At 51.1% G+C, this 16,794-nt stretch carries 13 protein-coding genes; 5 read left to right on the forward strand and 8 right to left on the reverse strand.

Features of this window, described 5'->3' with window-relative positions:
* The first annotated feature begins 41 nt into the window (after window positions 1–41).
* Complete coding sequence (gene ggt / locus AC2UZI_RS04655; RefSeq protein WP_486942652.1) at window positions 42–1,793, forward strand: gamma-glutamyltransferase; 1,752 nt, start codon at window positions 42–44, stop codon at window positions 1,791–1,793.
* Here the strand turns inward: ggt and purU are convergent.
* Genes purU through AC2UZI_RS04675 form a run of 4 tightly spaced genes read right to left on the reverse strand, consistent with a single transcriptional unit; the run spans window position 1,790 to window position 4,457 of the window.
* A complete protein-coding gene (gene purU, locus AC2UZI_RS04660) occupies window positions 1,790–2,638 on the reverse strand; it encodes a formyltetrahydrofolate deformylase (protein ID WP_486942653.1) in 849 nt (282 codons plus the stop codon). The genes ggt and purU overlap by 4 nt on opposite strands.
* 38 nt (window positions 2,639–2,676) lie before the next feature.
* The gene (locus tag AC2UZI_RS04665; RefSeq protein WP_486942654.1) at window positions 2,677–3,216 is read right to left on the reverse strand and encodes a flavin reductase family protein; all 540 of its coding nucleotides are present in this window, start codon (window positions 3,214–3,216) and stop codon (window positions 2,677–2,679) included.
* Window positions 3,217–3,237: 21 nt separating this feature from the next.
* Window positions 3,238–3,870, reverse strand: a complete 633-nt coding sequence (gene pdxH / locus AC2UZI_RS04670; protein ID WP_486942655.1) for a pyridoxamine 5'-phosphate oxidase — start codon at window positions 3,868–3,870, stop codon at window positions 3,238–3,240.
* A gap of 8 nt (window positions 3,871–3,878) precedes the next feature.
* Window positions 3,879–4,457, reverse strand: coding sequence for a gamma-glutamylcyclotransferase (locus AC2UZI_RS04675; protein WP_486943713.1), 579 nt, complete (start codon window positions 4,455–4,457; stop codon window positions 3,879–3,881).
* 322 nt (window positions 4,458–4,779) lie between these two features.
* On the opposite strand from AC2UZI_RS04675, the gene AC2UZI_RS04680 reads away from it, so the two are divergent.
* On the forward strand, window positions 4,780–5,583 hold the full coding sequence (locus AC2UZI_RS04680; RefSeq protein WP_486942656.1) for a tRNA threonylcarbamoyladenosine dehydratase: 804 nt from the start codon (window positions 4,780–4,782) through the stop codon (window positions 5,581–5,583).
* On the opposite strand, the gene AC2UZI_RS04685 is transcribed toward AC2UZI_RS04680, so the two are convergent.
* Genes AC2UZI_RS04685 through uvrA form a run of 3 tightly spaced genes read right to left on the reverse strand, consistent with a single transcriptional unit; the run spans window position 5,580 to window position 12,996 of the window.
* A complete protein-coding gene (locus AC2UZI_RS04685; protein ID WP_486942657.1) occupies window positions 5,580–6,209 on the reverse strand; it encodes an aminotransferase class IV in 630 nt (209 codons plus the stop codon). The genes AC2UZI_RS04680 and AC2UZI_RS04685 overlap by 4 nt on opposite strands.
* Window positions 6,210–6,220: 11 nt before the next feature.
* Window positions 6,221–7,342, reverse strand: coding sequence for an aminodeoxychorismate synthase component I (pabB, locus tag AC2UZI_RS04690; protein ID WP_486942658.1), 1,122 nt, complete (start codon window positions 7,340–7,342; stop codon window positions 6,221–6,223).
* The gene (uvrA, locus tag AC2UZI_RS04695) at window positions 7,342–12,996 is read right to left on the reverse strand and encodes an excinuclease ABC subunit UvrA (RefSeq protein WP_486942659.1); all 5,655 of its coding nucleotides are present in this window, start codon (window positions 12,994–12,996) and stop codon (window positions 7,342–7,344) included. Before uvrA ends, pabB begins: the two co-directional genes overlap by 1 nt.
* Window positions 12,997–13,150: 154 nt before the next feature.
* Here uvrA and AC2UZI_RS04700 point away from each other — a divergent pair, with 154 nt between their 5' ends.
* Together AC2UZI_RS04700 and AC2UZI_RS04705 are read left to right on the forward strand one after the other, a co-directional pair.
* Window positions 13,151–13,279 carry a hypothetical protein gene (locus AC2UZI_RS04700; protein ID WP_486942660.1) on the forward strand — a complete coding sequence of 43 codons (129 nt, stop codon included), beginning with the start codon at window positions 13,151–13,153 and terminating at the stop codon, window positions 13,277–13,279.
* A 203-nt stretch (window positions 13,280–13,482) separates the two neighbouring features.
* A complete protein-coding gene (locus tag AC2UZI_RS04705; RefSeq protein WP_486942661.1) occupies window positions 13,483–14,445 on the forward strand; it encodes a glycosyltransferase family 2 protein in 963 nt (320 codons plus the stop codon).
* On the opposite strand, the gene AC2UZI_RS04710 is transcribed toward AC2UZI_RS04705, so the two are convergent.
* Complete coding sequence (locus AC2UZI_RS04710) at window positions 14,442–14,921, reverse strand: hypothetical protein (RefSeq protein ID WP_486942662.1); 480 nt, start codon at window positions 14,919–14,921, stop codon at window positions 14,442–14,444. The two genes, AC2UZI_RS04705 and AC2UZI_RS04710, sit on opposite strands and share 4 nt — an antisense overlap.
* Before the next feature lie 186 nt (window positions 14,922–15,107).
* Between AC2UZI_RS04710 and ettA the strand changes: the two genes are divergently transcribed.
* The gene (gene ettA / locus AC2UZI_RS04715; RefSeq protein WP_486942663.1) at window positions 15,108–16,781 is read left to right on the forward strand and encodes an energy-dependent translational throttle protein EttA; all 1,674 of its coding nucleotides are present in this window, start codon (window positions 15,108–15,110) and stop codon (window positions 16,779–16,781) included.
* Window positions 16,782–16,794: the final 13 nt, after the last annotated feature.

A 16,794-nucleotide genomic window follows, 5' to 3' on the forward strand; every position in this document is an offset into this window, starting at 1 on the left:
GGTTCTGCCTGTAACCCTATGTTTATTAAGGAATACCACCCATGAAGTTTGCTTTTTCTCGTGTCATGAGCTTGTTGTCGGTGCTAGTGGTCATGGGGTGCGCCTCAATCAACACGCCCGAGGGCCATCAGCACTTGAATCCAGAGGCGGCGACAGGATATCAACATCGCGATAAAGTCCTTGCCGAGCAAGCCATGGTTGCCAGCGCTAACCCCTTAGCAACGCAGGCGGGTTATGACATCTTAAGGAAAGGGGGAAGTGCGGTTGATGCGGCGATTGCCATGCAGTTGGTGCTGGGCTTAGTCGAGCCACAGTCGTCCGGCATTGGTGGTGGTGGTTTTATTCTGGCTTTTAATCCAGAGCAAGGTTTAGCGACGATTGATGGCCGTGAAACGGCACCAGCAGGGGTGGATGCTGAACTATTTTTGAACGACGCTAAGCAGCCTATGGCATTTTTTGATGCGGTAAACAGCGGTCGCTCAGTCGGGGTTCCCGGCTTAGTGGCGGCGATGGCTGAAGCGCATCAACGACAAGGAAAATTGGCGTGGTCCGAGTTGTTTGCTCCTGCCATTGCGCTTGCCACAGATGGCTTTGAGGTTTCCCCACGCTTACATCAATTGTTAAGCGCTGATGAGCACTTGATACAGCAAGAGGCGGCCCGAAGGTATTTTTACGACGCCTCAGGAGAGGCATGGCCCGTCGGGCACCGTCTACGCAACCCTCAACTAGCACGGGTGTATCAGTCGATCGCATCAGAGGGGCCGTCCGCCTTTTACGAAGGCCCCATTGCATCCGAGATCGTGGCCGCTGTGCAATCGCATCGACTCTCTGGTCAGTTGTCGTTGTCCGATCTAAAAAACTATCAAGCCATTGTGCGCGAACCCGTTTGTAGTGATTATCGTGATTACATGATGTGTGGCATGGTGCCACCCAGTGCGGGTTCTATTGCGGTGATGCAAATTTTGGGTTTGCTGACGAATACACCCATTGCCCAATACGAGCCCACGTCGGCTCCGGCGATCCATTACTTTTCTGAAGCCAGTCGTTTGGCCTTTGCCGATCGAGATGCCTACATAGCGGACCCTTCCGCCATGACCATCGATCCCAGTTGGTTGTTAGAGCCGCGTTATTTACAGCAACGCGCTGGGTTAATTGACGCCCATCAAAGCATGGGTAAAGCGCAACCAGGTCAGCCTGCTGCCGTGCTTACGCAACACTACGCCGAGCCTGCGCACGAAATTCCTTCAACCACACACCTTGTTGCAGCGGATGAGTACGGTGGCGTGGTGTCCATGACCACATCCATTGAGTTTGTGTTTGGCAGCAAGATATTCACACAGGGTTTTTTATTGAATAATCAGTTGACCGATTTTTCGTTTACCAGTGAATCGCCCGAAGGTGAACCGATACTGAATCAAGTGGCTGCCAATAAGCGCCCCCGCAGTTCGATGGCCCCCATGATGGTGTTCAAGGAAGAGAAGCCCGTTATTGCAGTGGGCTCACCCGGGGGTAGCGCTATTATTCTGTACGTGGCGAAAACGTTAATGGGCGTGATGGAATGGGGCTTAGATATTCAAGAGGCCATTAATTTGCCCAATTACGGAAGCCGTAATCAGGCGACCGAAATTGAGGAAAATCAAGGATTGGATCGACAGGCAGACGCGCTGCGATCCATCGGTCACGAGCTGAATGTGGTGTCGTTCCCCAGCGGTATTCACGGCATAGAGCGCCGAGGTGGGATGTGGGTAGGCGGTGCAGACCCACGTCGAGAAGGTAGCGTGATGGGGTATTAACGGAAGACGACGGTACGTTGGCCATTAAGTAAAATTCGATGCTGTACATGGGCCGTTACGGCGCGAGACAGCACTAAGGATTCTACGTCGCTTCCGACTTGTGTGAGCTCGGTCGGGCTCATGGCATGAGTGACTCGCTCTACGTCTTGTTCGATGATGGGGCCTTCATCCAAGTCCTCGGTTACGTAATGCGCTGTAGCGCCTATAATTTTCACACCACGTTTATGCGCTTGATGGTAAGGGCGTGCCCCTTTAAAGCTGGGTAAGAAACTGTGATGAATGTTAATGGCGCGACCTGATAAGGCACGGCATAGTTTGGGAGACAAAATTTGCATGTATCGGGCTAGTACAACCAGATCAATGTCTAAATCGTTCACAAACTGAATAATTTGATGTTCTTGCTCAGGCTTAGATTCGGGTGTGACCGGTAAGTGATGAAAAGGAACGTTGTACGAAGCCGATAGTGCGGCGTGATCGGTATGATTGGAAATAACGCCTACAATTTCTACGGGTAATTGCCCCGTGTGTGTGCGAAATAACAGATCGTTTAAGCAGTGTCCTTGACGGCTTACCAGTATTAATAGTCTTGCTTTACGTGTGGCGTCATAAATATGGGCGTCCATATCGAATTGCGATGCCACCGATTCAAAACGCTGGTTGAGCGTTTCAACATTGCTACCGTTTGGAACCGTAAAGTGGATACGTAAGAAGAAGTGGTGGGTTTCAGCATCACCGAACTGTTGAGCTTCAACGATATTACCTTCTTGTTTCACAAGCCAGCCACTTACGGCGTGCACAATGCCGGTTCTGTCAGGACAAGAAAGGGTCAAGATGTAGTCAGTCATTTTTTATTAACTAAAGAAGCGGACGTTGGGTAGGACGTTTAAGCGTCTGCAGCATCCCAAGGCTGATTAACCGGTGTGAGCTCAAAGTCACCAGCATGATAAATTAAGGGCTGTTCGAAATTACGCGAGCAGTTTTCAACTTGGCCTACAAAGATGTAATGATCGCCTGCTTCATGCTGCGTAACATTTTTACACTCGAACCACGCTGAAATTTGCGGGTCATCAATCATGAGCGTGCCATGAGGCGCTCGGCCAAGCGGCACATTCATAAAGCGATCAGCTTGTGGACCCCAAGCAAAGCGTTTAGCCATATCAAGTTGCTTCGCACTTAACACATGGATCACGTAGCGTTGGGCGGCCCGATAATGCGGCAGCGACGATGCTTTCTTGGCCAATGACCACAAAATGAGGGGCGGCTCAAGCGAGACCGAGTTAAATGAGCTGACCGTAAGACCAAGAGGCCGAGGGTTGGGCTCTGCGCTTTCAGTGGTGATGAGGGTAACGCCCGTGGCAAAGCGCCCTAGGGCAGACCTAAAGTACGCGGTATCGAAGTTGGAATCGGGGTTTGTATCAAACATAGAGGCAGATACACTACCACATCAAGGCGCTAAGCGCGATATGGCCCAGTCTTTTTGTGGGGTTAGTGTAAAGGCAAAACGGTCATGCAGCCGACATGTACGCCCCTGCCAGAATTCAATATAAGCGGGTTCTAGCCGGTAGCCCCCCCAGAAATCAGGTCGAGAAGGGGTGTCACCCAATTGTTGATGTAGCGCAACAGAACGGGCTTCGAGCTCTTCACGAGTGATCACTGCACTTTGTGGTGAGGCAATGGCATTGATGCGAGATTCGAGCGGGCGGCTTGAGAAGTACTGGTCGGATTGCTCGGCACTTAGCTTATGAACTCGGCCTTCAAAACGGACTTGCCGTTGCATGGTAGGCCAAAAAAACTGCAAGCAAGCCTGCGAGTTCTGGGCGAGATCACGCCCTTTACGGGATTCGTAATTGGTATAAAACTGCAGGCCTTCGGCATCGTAGCCTTTAAGCAGAACAATACGCGATGTAGGCTGGCCTTCTGCGTTAACCGTGGATAAGGTCATGGCAGTGGGCTCTGGGGCCCCTTCTTCCATGGCTTGATCTAGCCAGCTTAAAAACTGTAGTCGTGGATCGGCATTGAGGGCTGCTTCGCCCAAAGCGAATTTAGCGTATTCGTTGCGGTAGTCGGAAAGGCTCATGAACGTGATTACACAGCACAAAGAGATAATGCTTCTATAGTACGACGTTCTAAGGCATCCATCACATTTTGCAGACGCTTGTCTTGAATTTTTGACTGTTTTAGCGCTTGGGCTGTTTCAGTGACATATTCAATACATGGGCCATTTATGCCATGAGCATGGTGGATGACATCGACAAGCTGCTCAAGTGGCATACGGGGTACGTAGGCGTCGGTGTTGCGGTTCATAACAAAGGCTAAAGCTTGAATGGATCCAGACTTTGTTTTGCACGGTAGCCAGCGAGGCGTATAGGCGCCACTGGACATTTCTCGACGCCATAACGCCTCAAAAACCTCAGGTACGTTCTCGCCAGCAATCTTAAAGGCGACGCCTCGGCACGAACCGCCAGCGTCAAGACCAAAGACCAAGCCGGGCTTTTCAGGGGTACCGCGGTTAATACGAGACCATAAGCACAGTGAGCGATGGTAGCCATGCAGCAGGGCTTGTTGACGATCAAGAAAGGAAAACTCGGGGCGCCAAATCAGGGAGCCGTAGCCGTAAACCCAAACATCCTGCCCCGGTGTCCATTGCAGTAAACACTCGTGCATGGACTGCTCACGTTCAATATCGCTAAGCACGCGAAAACGAGTGGGTTCTGGGACGAATTGGAGGGGGGCGGATAGGGAAGCGTTCACAGTATGATCGACAGTAAGAGGTTTTCCGTTAACAAAAGATACCTGTGTATTGTAAACAAAGCAGGCGTAGTAAGCGATAAAACGGCGCCCTAAAGCCAGAGTTTATTCTTATAAGCTTATATTCTATTTAGATATAAAGGAATGATAAGCGGATTTTTTAGTTATAAGTGGGCGTAGTAAGAAGCGCCGTCGTTTTACAATGACATTCGCGCAGCATTCCTCTTTTAAGGTTGATATGGATTCAGAACAACGCATCGCTAGCACCCAACGCCGATTTGGCGGCTTAGAGCGCCTTTACGGACCCAGTAGTGTGACGCTTTTTGGTGCTAAGCACGTGATGGTGGCGGGCATCGGTGGTGTGGGCAGTTGGTGTGTCGAGGCCTTGGCACGTACCGGCATAGGGCGTATTACGCTGATTGATATGGATCACGTGGCCGAGTCCAACATCAACCGCCAATTGCCCGCGTTAAGTAGCACATTGGGCAAAGCCAAATGCTTGGCAATGGCTGAACGCATCGTCGACATTAACCCAGCCTGTCAGGTCGACATCATTGATGATTTTATCGGGCCGGATAATGCAGAGGCGTGCTTGGAAAGTAAGCCTGATGTACTGATTGACTGCACCGATCAGGTATCAGCAAAAATAGCGATGCTGATTCATGCTCGACGTTTGGGCATTAAGGTCATTGTTTGCGGTGCGGCGGGCGGTAAAACAGATGCTCTCGCGTTGCGTAGCGGTGATTTATCGCTAAGCTCTCACGACGCCTTATTAGCTCGTTTACGAAATCAACTTCGCAAGCAGCACGGCTATGCACGTCCTAAGGTGGGACAGAAGAAGCCGCGTATACCCAAAATGGGCGTGAGTTGTTTGTGGGTTGAACAAGCCGCTTTATTGCCCGCAGAGTGGGGGCAGAACGATGACGGGGCTTCTGCTCTTCAGGGGTTATCGTGTGCGGGTTACGGTTCGGCGGTTACGGTTACGGCTCCGATGGGTTTTGCAGCGGCTCAACTGGCCATTCGCTATTTGCTAAGCGCTTAAGGTGCGATGGGTACGACAGTGGCATCCAGCCAGCCTCGTAAAGCATTCGAGACACGTAGCTGATCGGCGGCTAAGAATTCCGTTTTTGTTATCACAGCCGTCTGTACGGCTTGGGTGCGAAGCAGATGAGTACGTTGAACACCTGCAAGCAAACCGCAGTCAGTGGGTGGGGTGAACCAGACACCATTACGTTTGACATAAATATTGCTACGACTGCCTTCACATAATTGTCCCTGCTCATTGAAAAATACGATGTCGAACAGTTGAGGTTGCTGCTGTAATAGGCCCGCGGCTTGCTCATACCATGCTCGGTTTGTTGTTTTGTGATGTAGCCAAGGACTTTGTTTCAAGGGCGTGTCGCTGATGCCTACTAAAACGGGCTCAACCGTGGGCTTAAGCTCACTGTGTTCAAGCACGAGCTCACCAAGGTGGGATAAGGTCAGGCGAAGCCTAAAAACACCTTCAGTTACGTTGTCGCAATGCGCCTGAATGGCGGTGCGAATAACATCGATATGGCAGGGATAGCCTAGATGCAGAGCCGAACGCTCTAAGCGCTCTAAGTGAAGGTCAAGCAGGTGGATACGCTCACCCTTATCTACTCGCATGGTTTCAATTAACAGAGGCATAGTATTCGGCTTCATATTGAGCTTTGTGTGATGGGCACACCCAGTATTCTTGCCTTCCAAAGGCATTCTTGCCACTCTTGCTCGGCATCCGAGTCGTAAACGATACCGCCGCCCACACCAAAACGGGCCTGATTCGCTTCGTGAAACTCTAGGGTGCGAATGGCGACATTCAGGTTCATGTCTCCGTTTGGAGCAAGCCAGCCGATGCTGCCACAGTAAATGCCGCGTTCACGTTGCTCTAGCTGTTTAATCGCTTGCATGGCAGCAATTTTTGGAGCCCCGGTAATCGAGCCGCATGGGAATAAGGCGGTCAAAAGATCGCAAAGGGACGCATTGGGACGCTGCTGTGCCGTAACGGTGGATGTCATGGTCCACACCGAAGGGTATTTCTCAAGCTCAAGCAACGACTGAACGTTTACACTACCGGGCGTGGCAATTTGGCCTAGATCATTGCGTAGCAGGTCAACGATCATGATGTTTTCTGCACAGTCTTTGCTGCTGTGTTTCAACGCATTGCCCGAAGCCTCGTCTTTAGCGGGGTCTGTAAAACGGGGGCGAGTGCCTTTCATGGGACGTACGGTCAACAAAGCTCCTTCGCGTTTGATAAAAAGCTCGGGAGAAAACGAGGCAATACTGCGTTCGGCATCGATAATAAAGGCCGCATGACTGCTTGGGTGCTGATGCGCAATATGCCGGTAGACGAGCTCGGGGGACGCATCGCTTGTGACATCTACGCTAACCGTGTAATTGATCTGGTAGTACTCGCCCTCGTGTATGTGAGCGCGAATGTTTTCGATGGCGGCCATATACTCTGCGAGACTTTGCTTAACATGGCATTGCAACGTGACAGGCTGCGTCGGCGCCTGCCAAACGTCGCAGTGTATCGCTTGTTCAAAGAACAACGCCGTGATTAACGGCGAGGTTGAGCGGGCGGGCTGTTTAGAGCCTGATAGCAACGCCTCGCCCAATTCGTAGTCCAGTAAAAGAGCGACCCAATGGCCTTTCTTTTGTGCAGCATTAATTGCCGCAAAAACGGTGTTCAGTTCGCTTGCACAATAGGCCGCTGATCGACCAACAGGGTGTTGCAGTTCAAGAGCGTGGTTGGCCACGCGATTTTCAAAACGACAATACATTAGAGCGGGTGTAAAAAATCTTTCAAGGCCTGTCCAGTGTGCGAAGCAGCCATATTTTGCACATCGTCAGGGTTACCTTCGATAACAAGGCGTCCACCTCCGGAGCCGCCTTCGGGGCCTAAGTCTACGATCCAGTCGGCTTCGGCAATCACGTCCAGATTATGCTCAATCACAACAACTGTGTTGCCCGCATCGGTTAGGCGGTGGATCACGCGTAGTAGCTTTTCTACATCAGCAATAGCCAAACCAACGGTAGGTTCGTCAAGCACATATAAGGTATGGGGCGTGCGACTGGCCCTTCCGGTGCGTATCACGCCTTCATCAAGACGGGCTTTGCTTAGTTCAGTGACCAGCTTCACGCGCTGCGCTTCACCGCCGGATAAAGTGGGCGAGGGTTGACCTAGGGTTAAATAACCTAAGCCCACATCTTGCATTAATTTTAGCGGACGCAGGATTTTAGAGTTAGAAGCAAAGTACTCGACGGCTTCATCGACCTCCATATTGAGTACATCACCTGCATTTTTCCCTTGCCAGCGTACGCTCAAGGTATCGTCATTAAAACGCTGACCATTACACGCCTCGCATGGCACCTTCACATCCGGCAGGAAACTCATTTCTAGGGTTAGCATGCCTTGGCCACCGCACTCTGCGCACCGACCATCGCCCGTGTTAAAGGAAAAACGAGAGGCATTCCACCCTCGCATACGCGCGTCTCGGGTTTCGGCAAACAGTTTTCTGACGTCGTTCCAAAAGCCGATGTACGTCGCCGGACACGAGCGTGGTGTTTTACCAATCGGGGTTTGATCAACTTCTAATACTCTATCCAACGCGTCCCAACCGTTAATGGTGACGCACCCAGTCCAAGGGCCATCGCTACGCGCACTGAGGTTGCGGTGCAAATTATCCAATAGCACTTCTCGGGCAAAGGTGGATTTTCCCGAACCTGACACGCCGGTAATCACACTGAGACGGCCCACAGGAATGCGTGCGCTTACATTCTGCAGATTATGTAGATGCGCACTCACCACCTCAAGCATGGGGGCATCGGCTTCGATAGGGCGGCGTTCTTGAATGGGGTGGGCAATGGGTTCGCGTAAATAGCGACCCGTTAATGAGTTAGGGTCATCCATCAACTCATCGACGGTACCTTGCGCAACCACCGTGCCACCGCGTGTACCGGCGCCCGGTCCCATATCAATGACGTGCTTTGCTTGACGGATGGTGTCTTCGTCGTGCTCGACCACGACCAGCGTATTGCCGTTGGCCTCTAGGCGCTTAATCGCGTTCAATAGGATGCGATTGTCGCGGGGGTGTAGACCAATGGTGGGTTCGTCCAGCACATAACACACGCCTTGTAAGTTCGAGCCTAATTGCGCAGCCAGTCGAATGCGTTGAGCTTCTCCGCCGGATAATGACGGCGCTGAGCGATCTAAAGCAAGGTAGCCTAAGCCCACTTCTTCCATGAAATTCAATCGGTTACGTACTTCAGAAAGAATGTCTCTAGCGATTTCCGCCTCGCGTCCTTGGCTGCTTAGGCCAGTAAAGAAAACACTGGCTTGCGTCACCGGCATGCTGGCAAGGGTGGCAATCGATAAATCGCGCCAGTTGAAGGCTAAGGAGACAGGGTTTAAACGCTGTCCGTTGCAGGCGCTGCAAACCTGCTCTTCGCCCTCGTATCCCGTCGTCCAGTTGTTCTCTTCGCCGGTTTGCTCGCTATCAAATCCCTTTAGGCTTAAACCGGTGCCGTAACACTGGGTGCACCAGCCGTGCTTAGAGTTGTAAGAGAACATGCGAGGGTCAGGTTCAGGAAAGCTGGTCTCGCAGCAGGGGCAAGCGCGTTTGGTCGATAACTGTGAACTGATGGGTTGAGCGTGCAGTCCGCTACGTCTACGTTCATCAAGTGAGCCTTGGGCTGCATTACTAAGCTGAGAAAGAATAATCAACGTGCCTTGCCCGTGCTCAAGGGCATCAGCCACGGCTTGACGCAGTAGGCTTTCATGGCGCGGATCGACTACCAAGTCGGCAACGGGTAACTCGATGGTGTGTTCTTGGTAGCGATCAAGACGTGGCCATGGGCTGACAGGAATGAACGCGTTATCGACGCGTAAGTGGGTATAGCCTTTAGCACCTGCCCACGTGGCCAGATCGGTGTAATAACCCTTACGAGCGCTAACCAAGGGGGCGAGAAGCCCAATGTGTTGTCCACGATACTGGCTCATGATTTGGGCCACAATTTGTTCGGCAGACTGTGGTTCGACCGGCACCTGACAAGTGGGACACATTTGCGTGGCAAGTTTTACATACAGCAAGCGTAAAAAATGGTGGATTTCAGTCATGGTGGCGACGGTGGATTTTCGACCACCACGACTGGTCCGCTGTTCAATCGCTACCGTTGGAGGAATGCCATAAATGGCATCCACATCCGGTTGACCCGCTGGTTGGACGATAGAGCGTGCGTACGCATTTAAGGATTCTAAATAGCGTCGTTGTCCCTCGTTAAATAAAATATCGAACGCTAAGGTGGATTTTCCTGATCCGGACACACCGGTAATCACCGTGAAAGTGTTGCGGGGAATGCTGACGGTGATCCCTTTTAAATTGTGCTCTTTGGCATTCACAATCGTGATGTTGTCGTCAGTGCGATATTGATGTTGGGGCTCGGCAACCTGTGTGAGCTTGGTATGGGCCACATCGCCCACAATAGAGTAGGTGTATTCCTTAAGCGCTTTAGCGGTGTACGAGTCACTGTGCTCCATGAGCTCAGTGGGCGTTCCGGTCGCGACGATTTCACCTCCTGCATGTCCACCTTCTGGGCCTAAATCGATGACCCAGTCCGACGCCAGTATCATGTCTAGATTGTGCTCGATGACCAGCAGCGAGTGACCGGCCGCTAACAATTTACGGAAAGCGAGCATGAGTGTCGCGATATCGTCAAAATGCAGCCCTGTGGTGGGTTCATCGAATAAAAACAAGCTTCCCTTTTTCGCCACCTTGGCCTTAGAGAGACGGCTTTTAGCCGCTTCGGCTAAGTGGCCAGCCAGTTTTAGGCGTTGTGCTTCGCCCCCCGATAAGGTGGGAACAGGTTGTCCAAGCTTGAGGTAGTCGAGCCCCACATCGAGTAAGGGGGCGAGACCTAGCTGTACGTCCCGCAGCCCTGCAAAAAAGTCGAGGGCTTCGCGCACAGTCATTTCTAAGACATCGGCGATCGACGCACTAACCCCTAAGTGCTCTATTTTGACCTCTAGTATCTCTGGTCTGAAACGAGCGCCATCACAGTCGGGGCAGCGTAAGTACACATCTGATAGAAACTGCATTTCGATGTGTTCAAACCCCGTGCCCCCGCAGGTGGGGCATCGTCCTTCTCCTGTATTAAAACTGAAGGTACCGGGCTTGTAACCACGTTCGACCGCCATTGGCGTGCGAGCGAAGAGCTTGCGTATGGCATCAAAAGCGCCCACGTAGCTGGCAGGATTTGAGCGGGCGGTTTTACCGATCGGGCTTTGATCCACCATGACGACGTCAGTGATTTGCTCAACGCCAAAGAGGGCTTCATGCGGGCCGGGGGCCTCGGTGGCTAGGCCTTGAAGTTTACGTATGGCGGGATAGAGCACGTCTTGCATGAGCGTTGACTTTCCAGAGCCCGATACACCGGTCAAGCAGACTAAGCGCCCCAATGGGATGGCAACAGAAATGTTTTTTAAATTGTGTGCGCTAACCTTTTCGAGTAGTAGCTTGGGCGTGTTATTAAGCACAGGCATGGGGCGAGGGGCGCTGATGTGTTTGCGCCCGCTGAGGTAATCCCCCGTTAAGGTGGTGCTGTTTCGTAACTGTGAAGGATCACCATCGAAAAGGATTTCTCCGCCTCGCTCGCCGGGCCCAGGCCCGATGTCCAGAATTCGGTCAGCAGCAATCATGACCTGTGGGTCGTGCTCAACCACCACTAAGGTGTTACCGTGGCGACGTAAGCGGTGCATGACTTCCACAATGCGGTGCATGTCGCGGGGGTGAAGGCCGATAGAGGGTTCGTCTAATACGAACAAGGTATTGACTAACGATGTCCCTAGCGCTGTGGTGAGGTTGATGCGTTGGACTTCTCCGCCCGATAAGGTGCGACTTTGTCGGTCTAGCGACAAATAGCCCAGCCCGACGTCAGATAAAAAACGAAGTCGAGACAACACTTCCGCTCGAAGCAAGCTCGAGGCCGTGTCAAATTGTTGGCTAAGCGCTAGGGTTTCAAAGAAATGATGGACTTCATCGATCGACATGCGCATCAAATCGTGCACATGCAAACCGGGCAAGGCATTTAATTGTGCAGGCGTCCATGCGGCATGCACAGGCATAAAGCGCTGATAGTTGCCGTCGCTGTTTTCGTCGGCATGCGTCTGTGAGCCCACTCGCCACAGTAAGGCATCGGGCTTAAGGCGTGAGCTTTGACATGTGGGGCAAGGGGTATAACTGCGGTACTTAGAGAGCATGACTCGCACATGCATGCGGTAGCTGCGGCTTTCTAGCCAATCAAAGAAACGAGAAATGCCATACCACTGTGTATTCCATGCATTGCGGCCGCCTTTCCAGTCCTCAGCCCCATTGATCACCCATGTTTTCTCAGCGTCACTGAGATCTTTCCATGGGACGGATAAACGTACTCCTGCTGCCGGAGCGTACTTTTGCAGATCCGTTTGATTTTCTTTGTAGCTGGCTGTTTGCCAAGGGCGTATTGCGCCTTCAAGCAAGCTTTTGTTTTCATCAGGAATAACCAAGCCGTAATCGATACCCATCACACGGCCAAAGCCACGGCAGTCATTGCAAGCCCCTAAGGGTGAGTTAAACGAAAATGTGCTGGGTAATGGACGGTTGTAATCAATATCGCAGTGTGCGCAATGCAGCCTATTGTTGTAATGCCACTGTTGTTCAGGGGCATTAGCGTCAGCCGAGGCAAACACGATAATTTGGCCATTACCCTGATTTAGAGCGGCGTCCAGCGCTTCCATTACGCGCTCGGTCTCGGCATTCTTCAGGCGAAAGCGGTCTTGCACCACATGCAAAACGCGTTGTTGTAGTCGCTTGGTTTTTTTCCCTTCCCGTTGCTCAATGGTTTTAGCGCTTTCGTGATGAATGCGCGTATAGCCTTGTTGGTTTAAAAAACCTTCGACTTCGTCCTGACTAAAGTTAAGCGGAATGGCGACGGCAAAGGTGATGACCAGTCGTGGGTCTTCGGTTGCGCATCGTTTCTTTAAGTCGCTAAGAATGCTTTGTGCGCTGTCTGGCTTCACTTCCTGTGCGCAGCCTCGGCAGTAGAGCGTACCCATGCGTGCATAGAGCAGCTTCAGATAATCGTTAAGCTCTGTCATGGTGCCGACCGAGCTGCGAGAGTTACGCACGGGGTTAACTTGGTCGATCGCAATGGCGGGTAATATCCCTTCAATGCGATCTACCTGTGGTTTGTCCATTCTGTCGAGAAACTGTCTGGCATAAGGCGAGAAGGTTTCCACGTAGCGCCGCTGGCCTTCTGCGTATAACGTATCGAACGCTAAAGAGCTTTTACCCGAGCCGGAGACACCCGTTAGCACCGTTAATTCGCCCGTTTTAAACTCAACATCAATATTCTTTAAATTGTTTTGGCGGGCGCCGAAAATTCGAATGTGACGACTCATAGTGCAAGGAAAGCGACAGTAAAGAGGGGTAAAAGCACAATAATGTACTGACTTTTTGTATCTTAGCTCGGTTTACGGTAGAATTTTAGATTGTCTTTTATGGTAGCCTCAATTACGTGGGCTGCCAGCCCAAATGTAGAATTCGGAGAACACCATGGCAGAAATCAAACGCACAAGCCGCAATACGCTAGAGCGTCGTTGCTTAGGCAAAGCATTTAAACGTCTTTACGTGCGTTCGCCTAAAAGCGTTTTCAAAATGCTTGAGAAAGTAAAACGCGCTTAAGCGTATACGAGCGTTGCCTATAGTGAAGCAGTTCTTTCACTAAAGCGCGTTACGTAGCGTTAGCTAACGTAAAAAACCACAGCAAATTATGCTGTGGTTTTTTTTGCGTGTAAGGTAGAGGGGTAGAAGTTGATGGTAGTCAGAAGGCGTAGAATTAAAGCGTAGGTTGTGCAGCTTACTGTGTCAGCGTGAGGTAAATAGCGATGATGAAACCAGTCGACTTCCCGTACTCGTGGCAATACCAGTTTACGGTTCTGACGCCCTCGTATAACCGAGCTACTACGTTAGAACGCACGTACCGCTCGCTTTGCGCGCAAAGCTTCCAAGATTTTGAATGGATTGTGATTGACGATGGGTCTACCGATCACACGCGTGAGTTAATTAGCCGTTGGCAGCAAGAAGCCAGTTTTCCCATCGTTTATCAATGGCAAGAAAATCAACATAAAAAGACAGCGTTTAATCATGGGGTACGACTCGCGCAAGGTGAGCTTGTGGTCGCCTTAGATAGTGATGATACGTTAGAGCCGAATGCGCTTGAGCAAATGGCAGGGGCTTGGCGAGATATTCCCCAAATAAATCGGCATAACTATGTTGCTGTCACGGGTTTATGCCAACGACCGAATGGCAAGGTCGTGGGCGATCTCTACCCTTATGAGCAGTTTGATGCAAGTTCCTTAGACCTGAACTTTAAGTATTCAGTAAAAGGAGAGAAATTCGGTTGTCTTAGTACCGCCGTGCTAAGACAGTTTCCATTTCCTGAGCAAATTGATGGTTTTGTGCCTGAAAGCATCGTGTGGCGGGCCATCGCGCGAGCGGGATACTTAACGCGCTTTGTGAATCAAGTGTATCGGGTTTATTACGAAAGCCCCGACTCCTTATCTGTGCAAGGGCGCGACAACAGCCAACAGCATGTTTTGGGGTTATGGCTGTTGGCCCATGACACTGTCATGAATTGTTTACCGTGGTTCAAGTACCGACCTAAGGCTTTCTTTATGGCCGCTGCTCGGTATACGCGTTTTATGCTGCATATGCGTCATAGCAAGCTTTTACCGCCTTCGGGTTACGAGTTACATGGCTGGGGGCCCACATTATTAGTGGTAGCCATGTGGCCCTTAGGCATCGTGCTATATCTACGTGACCGGATGCGCACACACGTCAACGCTTAATGTAGGGTGTCCGGTTTAGGGTTGGGTTGTAGCTGTATGGGGTCTACAGACGAATCTGTTTCCTCGTCGTCACCGTATACGTCGCCGTCAATCTGGAAGGGCAAAATGTCGCTTAGCTCGTTGCTCCAAGCGACGTCATCGCCTTGATCATCCAACTTGATATACCGTATATTTTCAGTATCAGAAAGTTGGACTGCCCACAGAAGCTGGCACGAATAGGTTTCATTTTCGGCGATATGTAGGCCGCCTTGGCTGCCAAGCAGTCTGGCCTTTGCGCCACCGACTTGCACAACGGTGATTTCATCATCATCGTCATCAACGGCTAAAGGGATAGCGAAAATCACCCATTCAAAGCCGGTCTCGCTGGCGTCCACCACTTCAGCTAACACGGGTTTGCCTAAGTAGGCACTAAGGGCATCGGCGGTGCGAGCGAGCAGTTCAAGTTCGTCGCTGGTAAATACTAAAGGCTGAGGCATGATCTGTTTTCAAGGCAGGAAGTCGTTAATATGCTGCTATTTTAACGAGTGTTGTACATCTGAGGGCATCCTTTGACAGATAACGGCAAATTTGATGTATTAACACTTGGATAGTTCGTTATCAGGCAGGCGCTGGCCTACAATCAGTGCATTGCAATTACGCGTTTTTTTCTTGTTCAGGTATATATGGCTCAATACGTTTACACAATGAATAGAGTTGGCAAAATTGTTCCGCCGAAGCGGCAAATTTTGCGTGACATTTCGCTGTCGTTTTTTCCGGGTGCAAAAATTGGTGTGCTTGGTTTGAACGGTTCAGGAAAATCAACGCTTCTGAAGATCATGGCAGGCGTTGATAAGGAAATCGAAGGCGAAGCCATTCCGATGCCTGGCTTGAATATTGGCTACTTGCCACAAGAGCCACAGTTGAATCCTGAAAATACGGTGCGCCAAGAAGTCGAGGCTGGCTTAGGCGATGTGTTTGCGGCAAAGCAACGCTTAGATCAGGTGTACATGGAGTACGCTGAGCCCGACGCCGATTTCGATGCGCTGGCGGCTGAACAAGCTGAACTCGAGGCCGTGATTGCTGCAGCCGCTACAAGCGGTGCGGATGACATCGGAACCCAGATGGAAATTGCAGCGGACGCTTTACGGTTGCCGCCCTGGGATGCCGTTATTGGAAATCTATCGGGTGGTGAGAAGCGTCGAGTCGCGCTATGCCAGTTGTTGTTGGCTAAACCCGATATGCTTTTGCTTGACGAGCCCACTAACCACTTGGATGCAGAAAGCGTACATTGGCTAGAGCAGTTCTTAAGCAAGTTTCCCGGTACGGTCGTGGCGGTGACGCACGATCGCTATTTCTTGGATAACGCTGCCGAATGGATACTTGAGCTAGATCGTGGGCACGGTATACCGTGGAAAGGTAACTACAGTTCATGGTTAGAGCAAAAAGATAATCGTCTCCAGCAAGAAGAGTCGTCTGAGTCCGCTCGCCAACGCACGATTAAAAAAGAGCTTGAGTGGGTACGCCAAAACCCTAAGGGCAGACAGGCCAAGTCCAAAGCGCGTTTAAATCGCTTTGAAGAGCTCTCTTCACATGAGTACCAAAAACGTAATGAAACACAGGAGATTTTTATTCCCGTGTCCGAGCGCTTGGGTAACGAAGTTATTGAGTTTAAAAACGTGAGCAAGGCTTTTGGTGATCGCTTGCTTATTGATGACCTAAGCTTCAAGATCCCGCCTGGTGCGATCGTCGGTATCATCGGTCCTAACGGTGCGGGTAAATCCACACTGTTCCGTATGATTGCTGGCGAGGAGCAACCCGATTCGGGTTCTGTCGAGATTGGTCAAACCGTTAACGTAGCGTATGTTGATCAGTCACGCGATTCGTTGCCCAACGATAAAAGCGTGTTCGAAAGCATTGCGGACGGGGCCGACGTGTTAACGGTGGGGCGCTTTGAGATGCCTTCACGTGCTTATATCGGGCGGTTTAACTTCCGCGGTTCAGATCAGAATAAGATCGTGGGCGAGTTATCCGGCGGTGAGCGGGGGCGTTTGCATTTAGCAAAGACGCTGATCTCCGGCGGTAATATGCTGCTGCTTGACGAACCTTCTAATGACCTTGACGTAGAAACCTTAAGAGCGCTTGAAGATGCCTTGCTTGAGTTCGCAGGATCGGTGATGGTGATCAGTCATGATCGCTGGTTTTTAGACCGTATCGCGACGCATATCTTAGCCTTTGAAGGCGATTCGCACGTTGAATTTTTCGATGGAAACTACCAAGAGTACGAAGAGGATAAGCGCCGTCGTTTAGGTGAAGAGGCAGCAAAACCTCGTCGTATACGTTATAAGGCACTTAAGTAAAGGATATAAGGTT

Source organism: Paenalcaligenes sp. DL 463, from assembly GCF_057475185.1.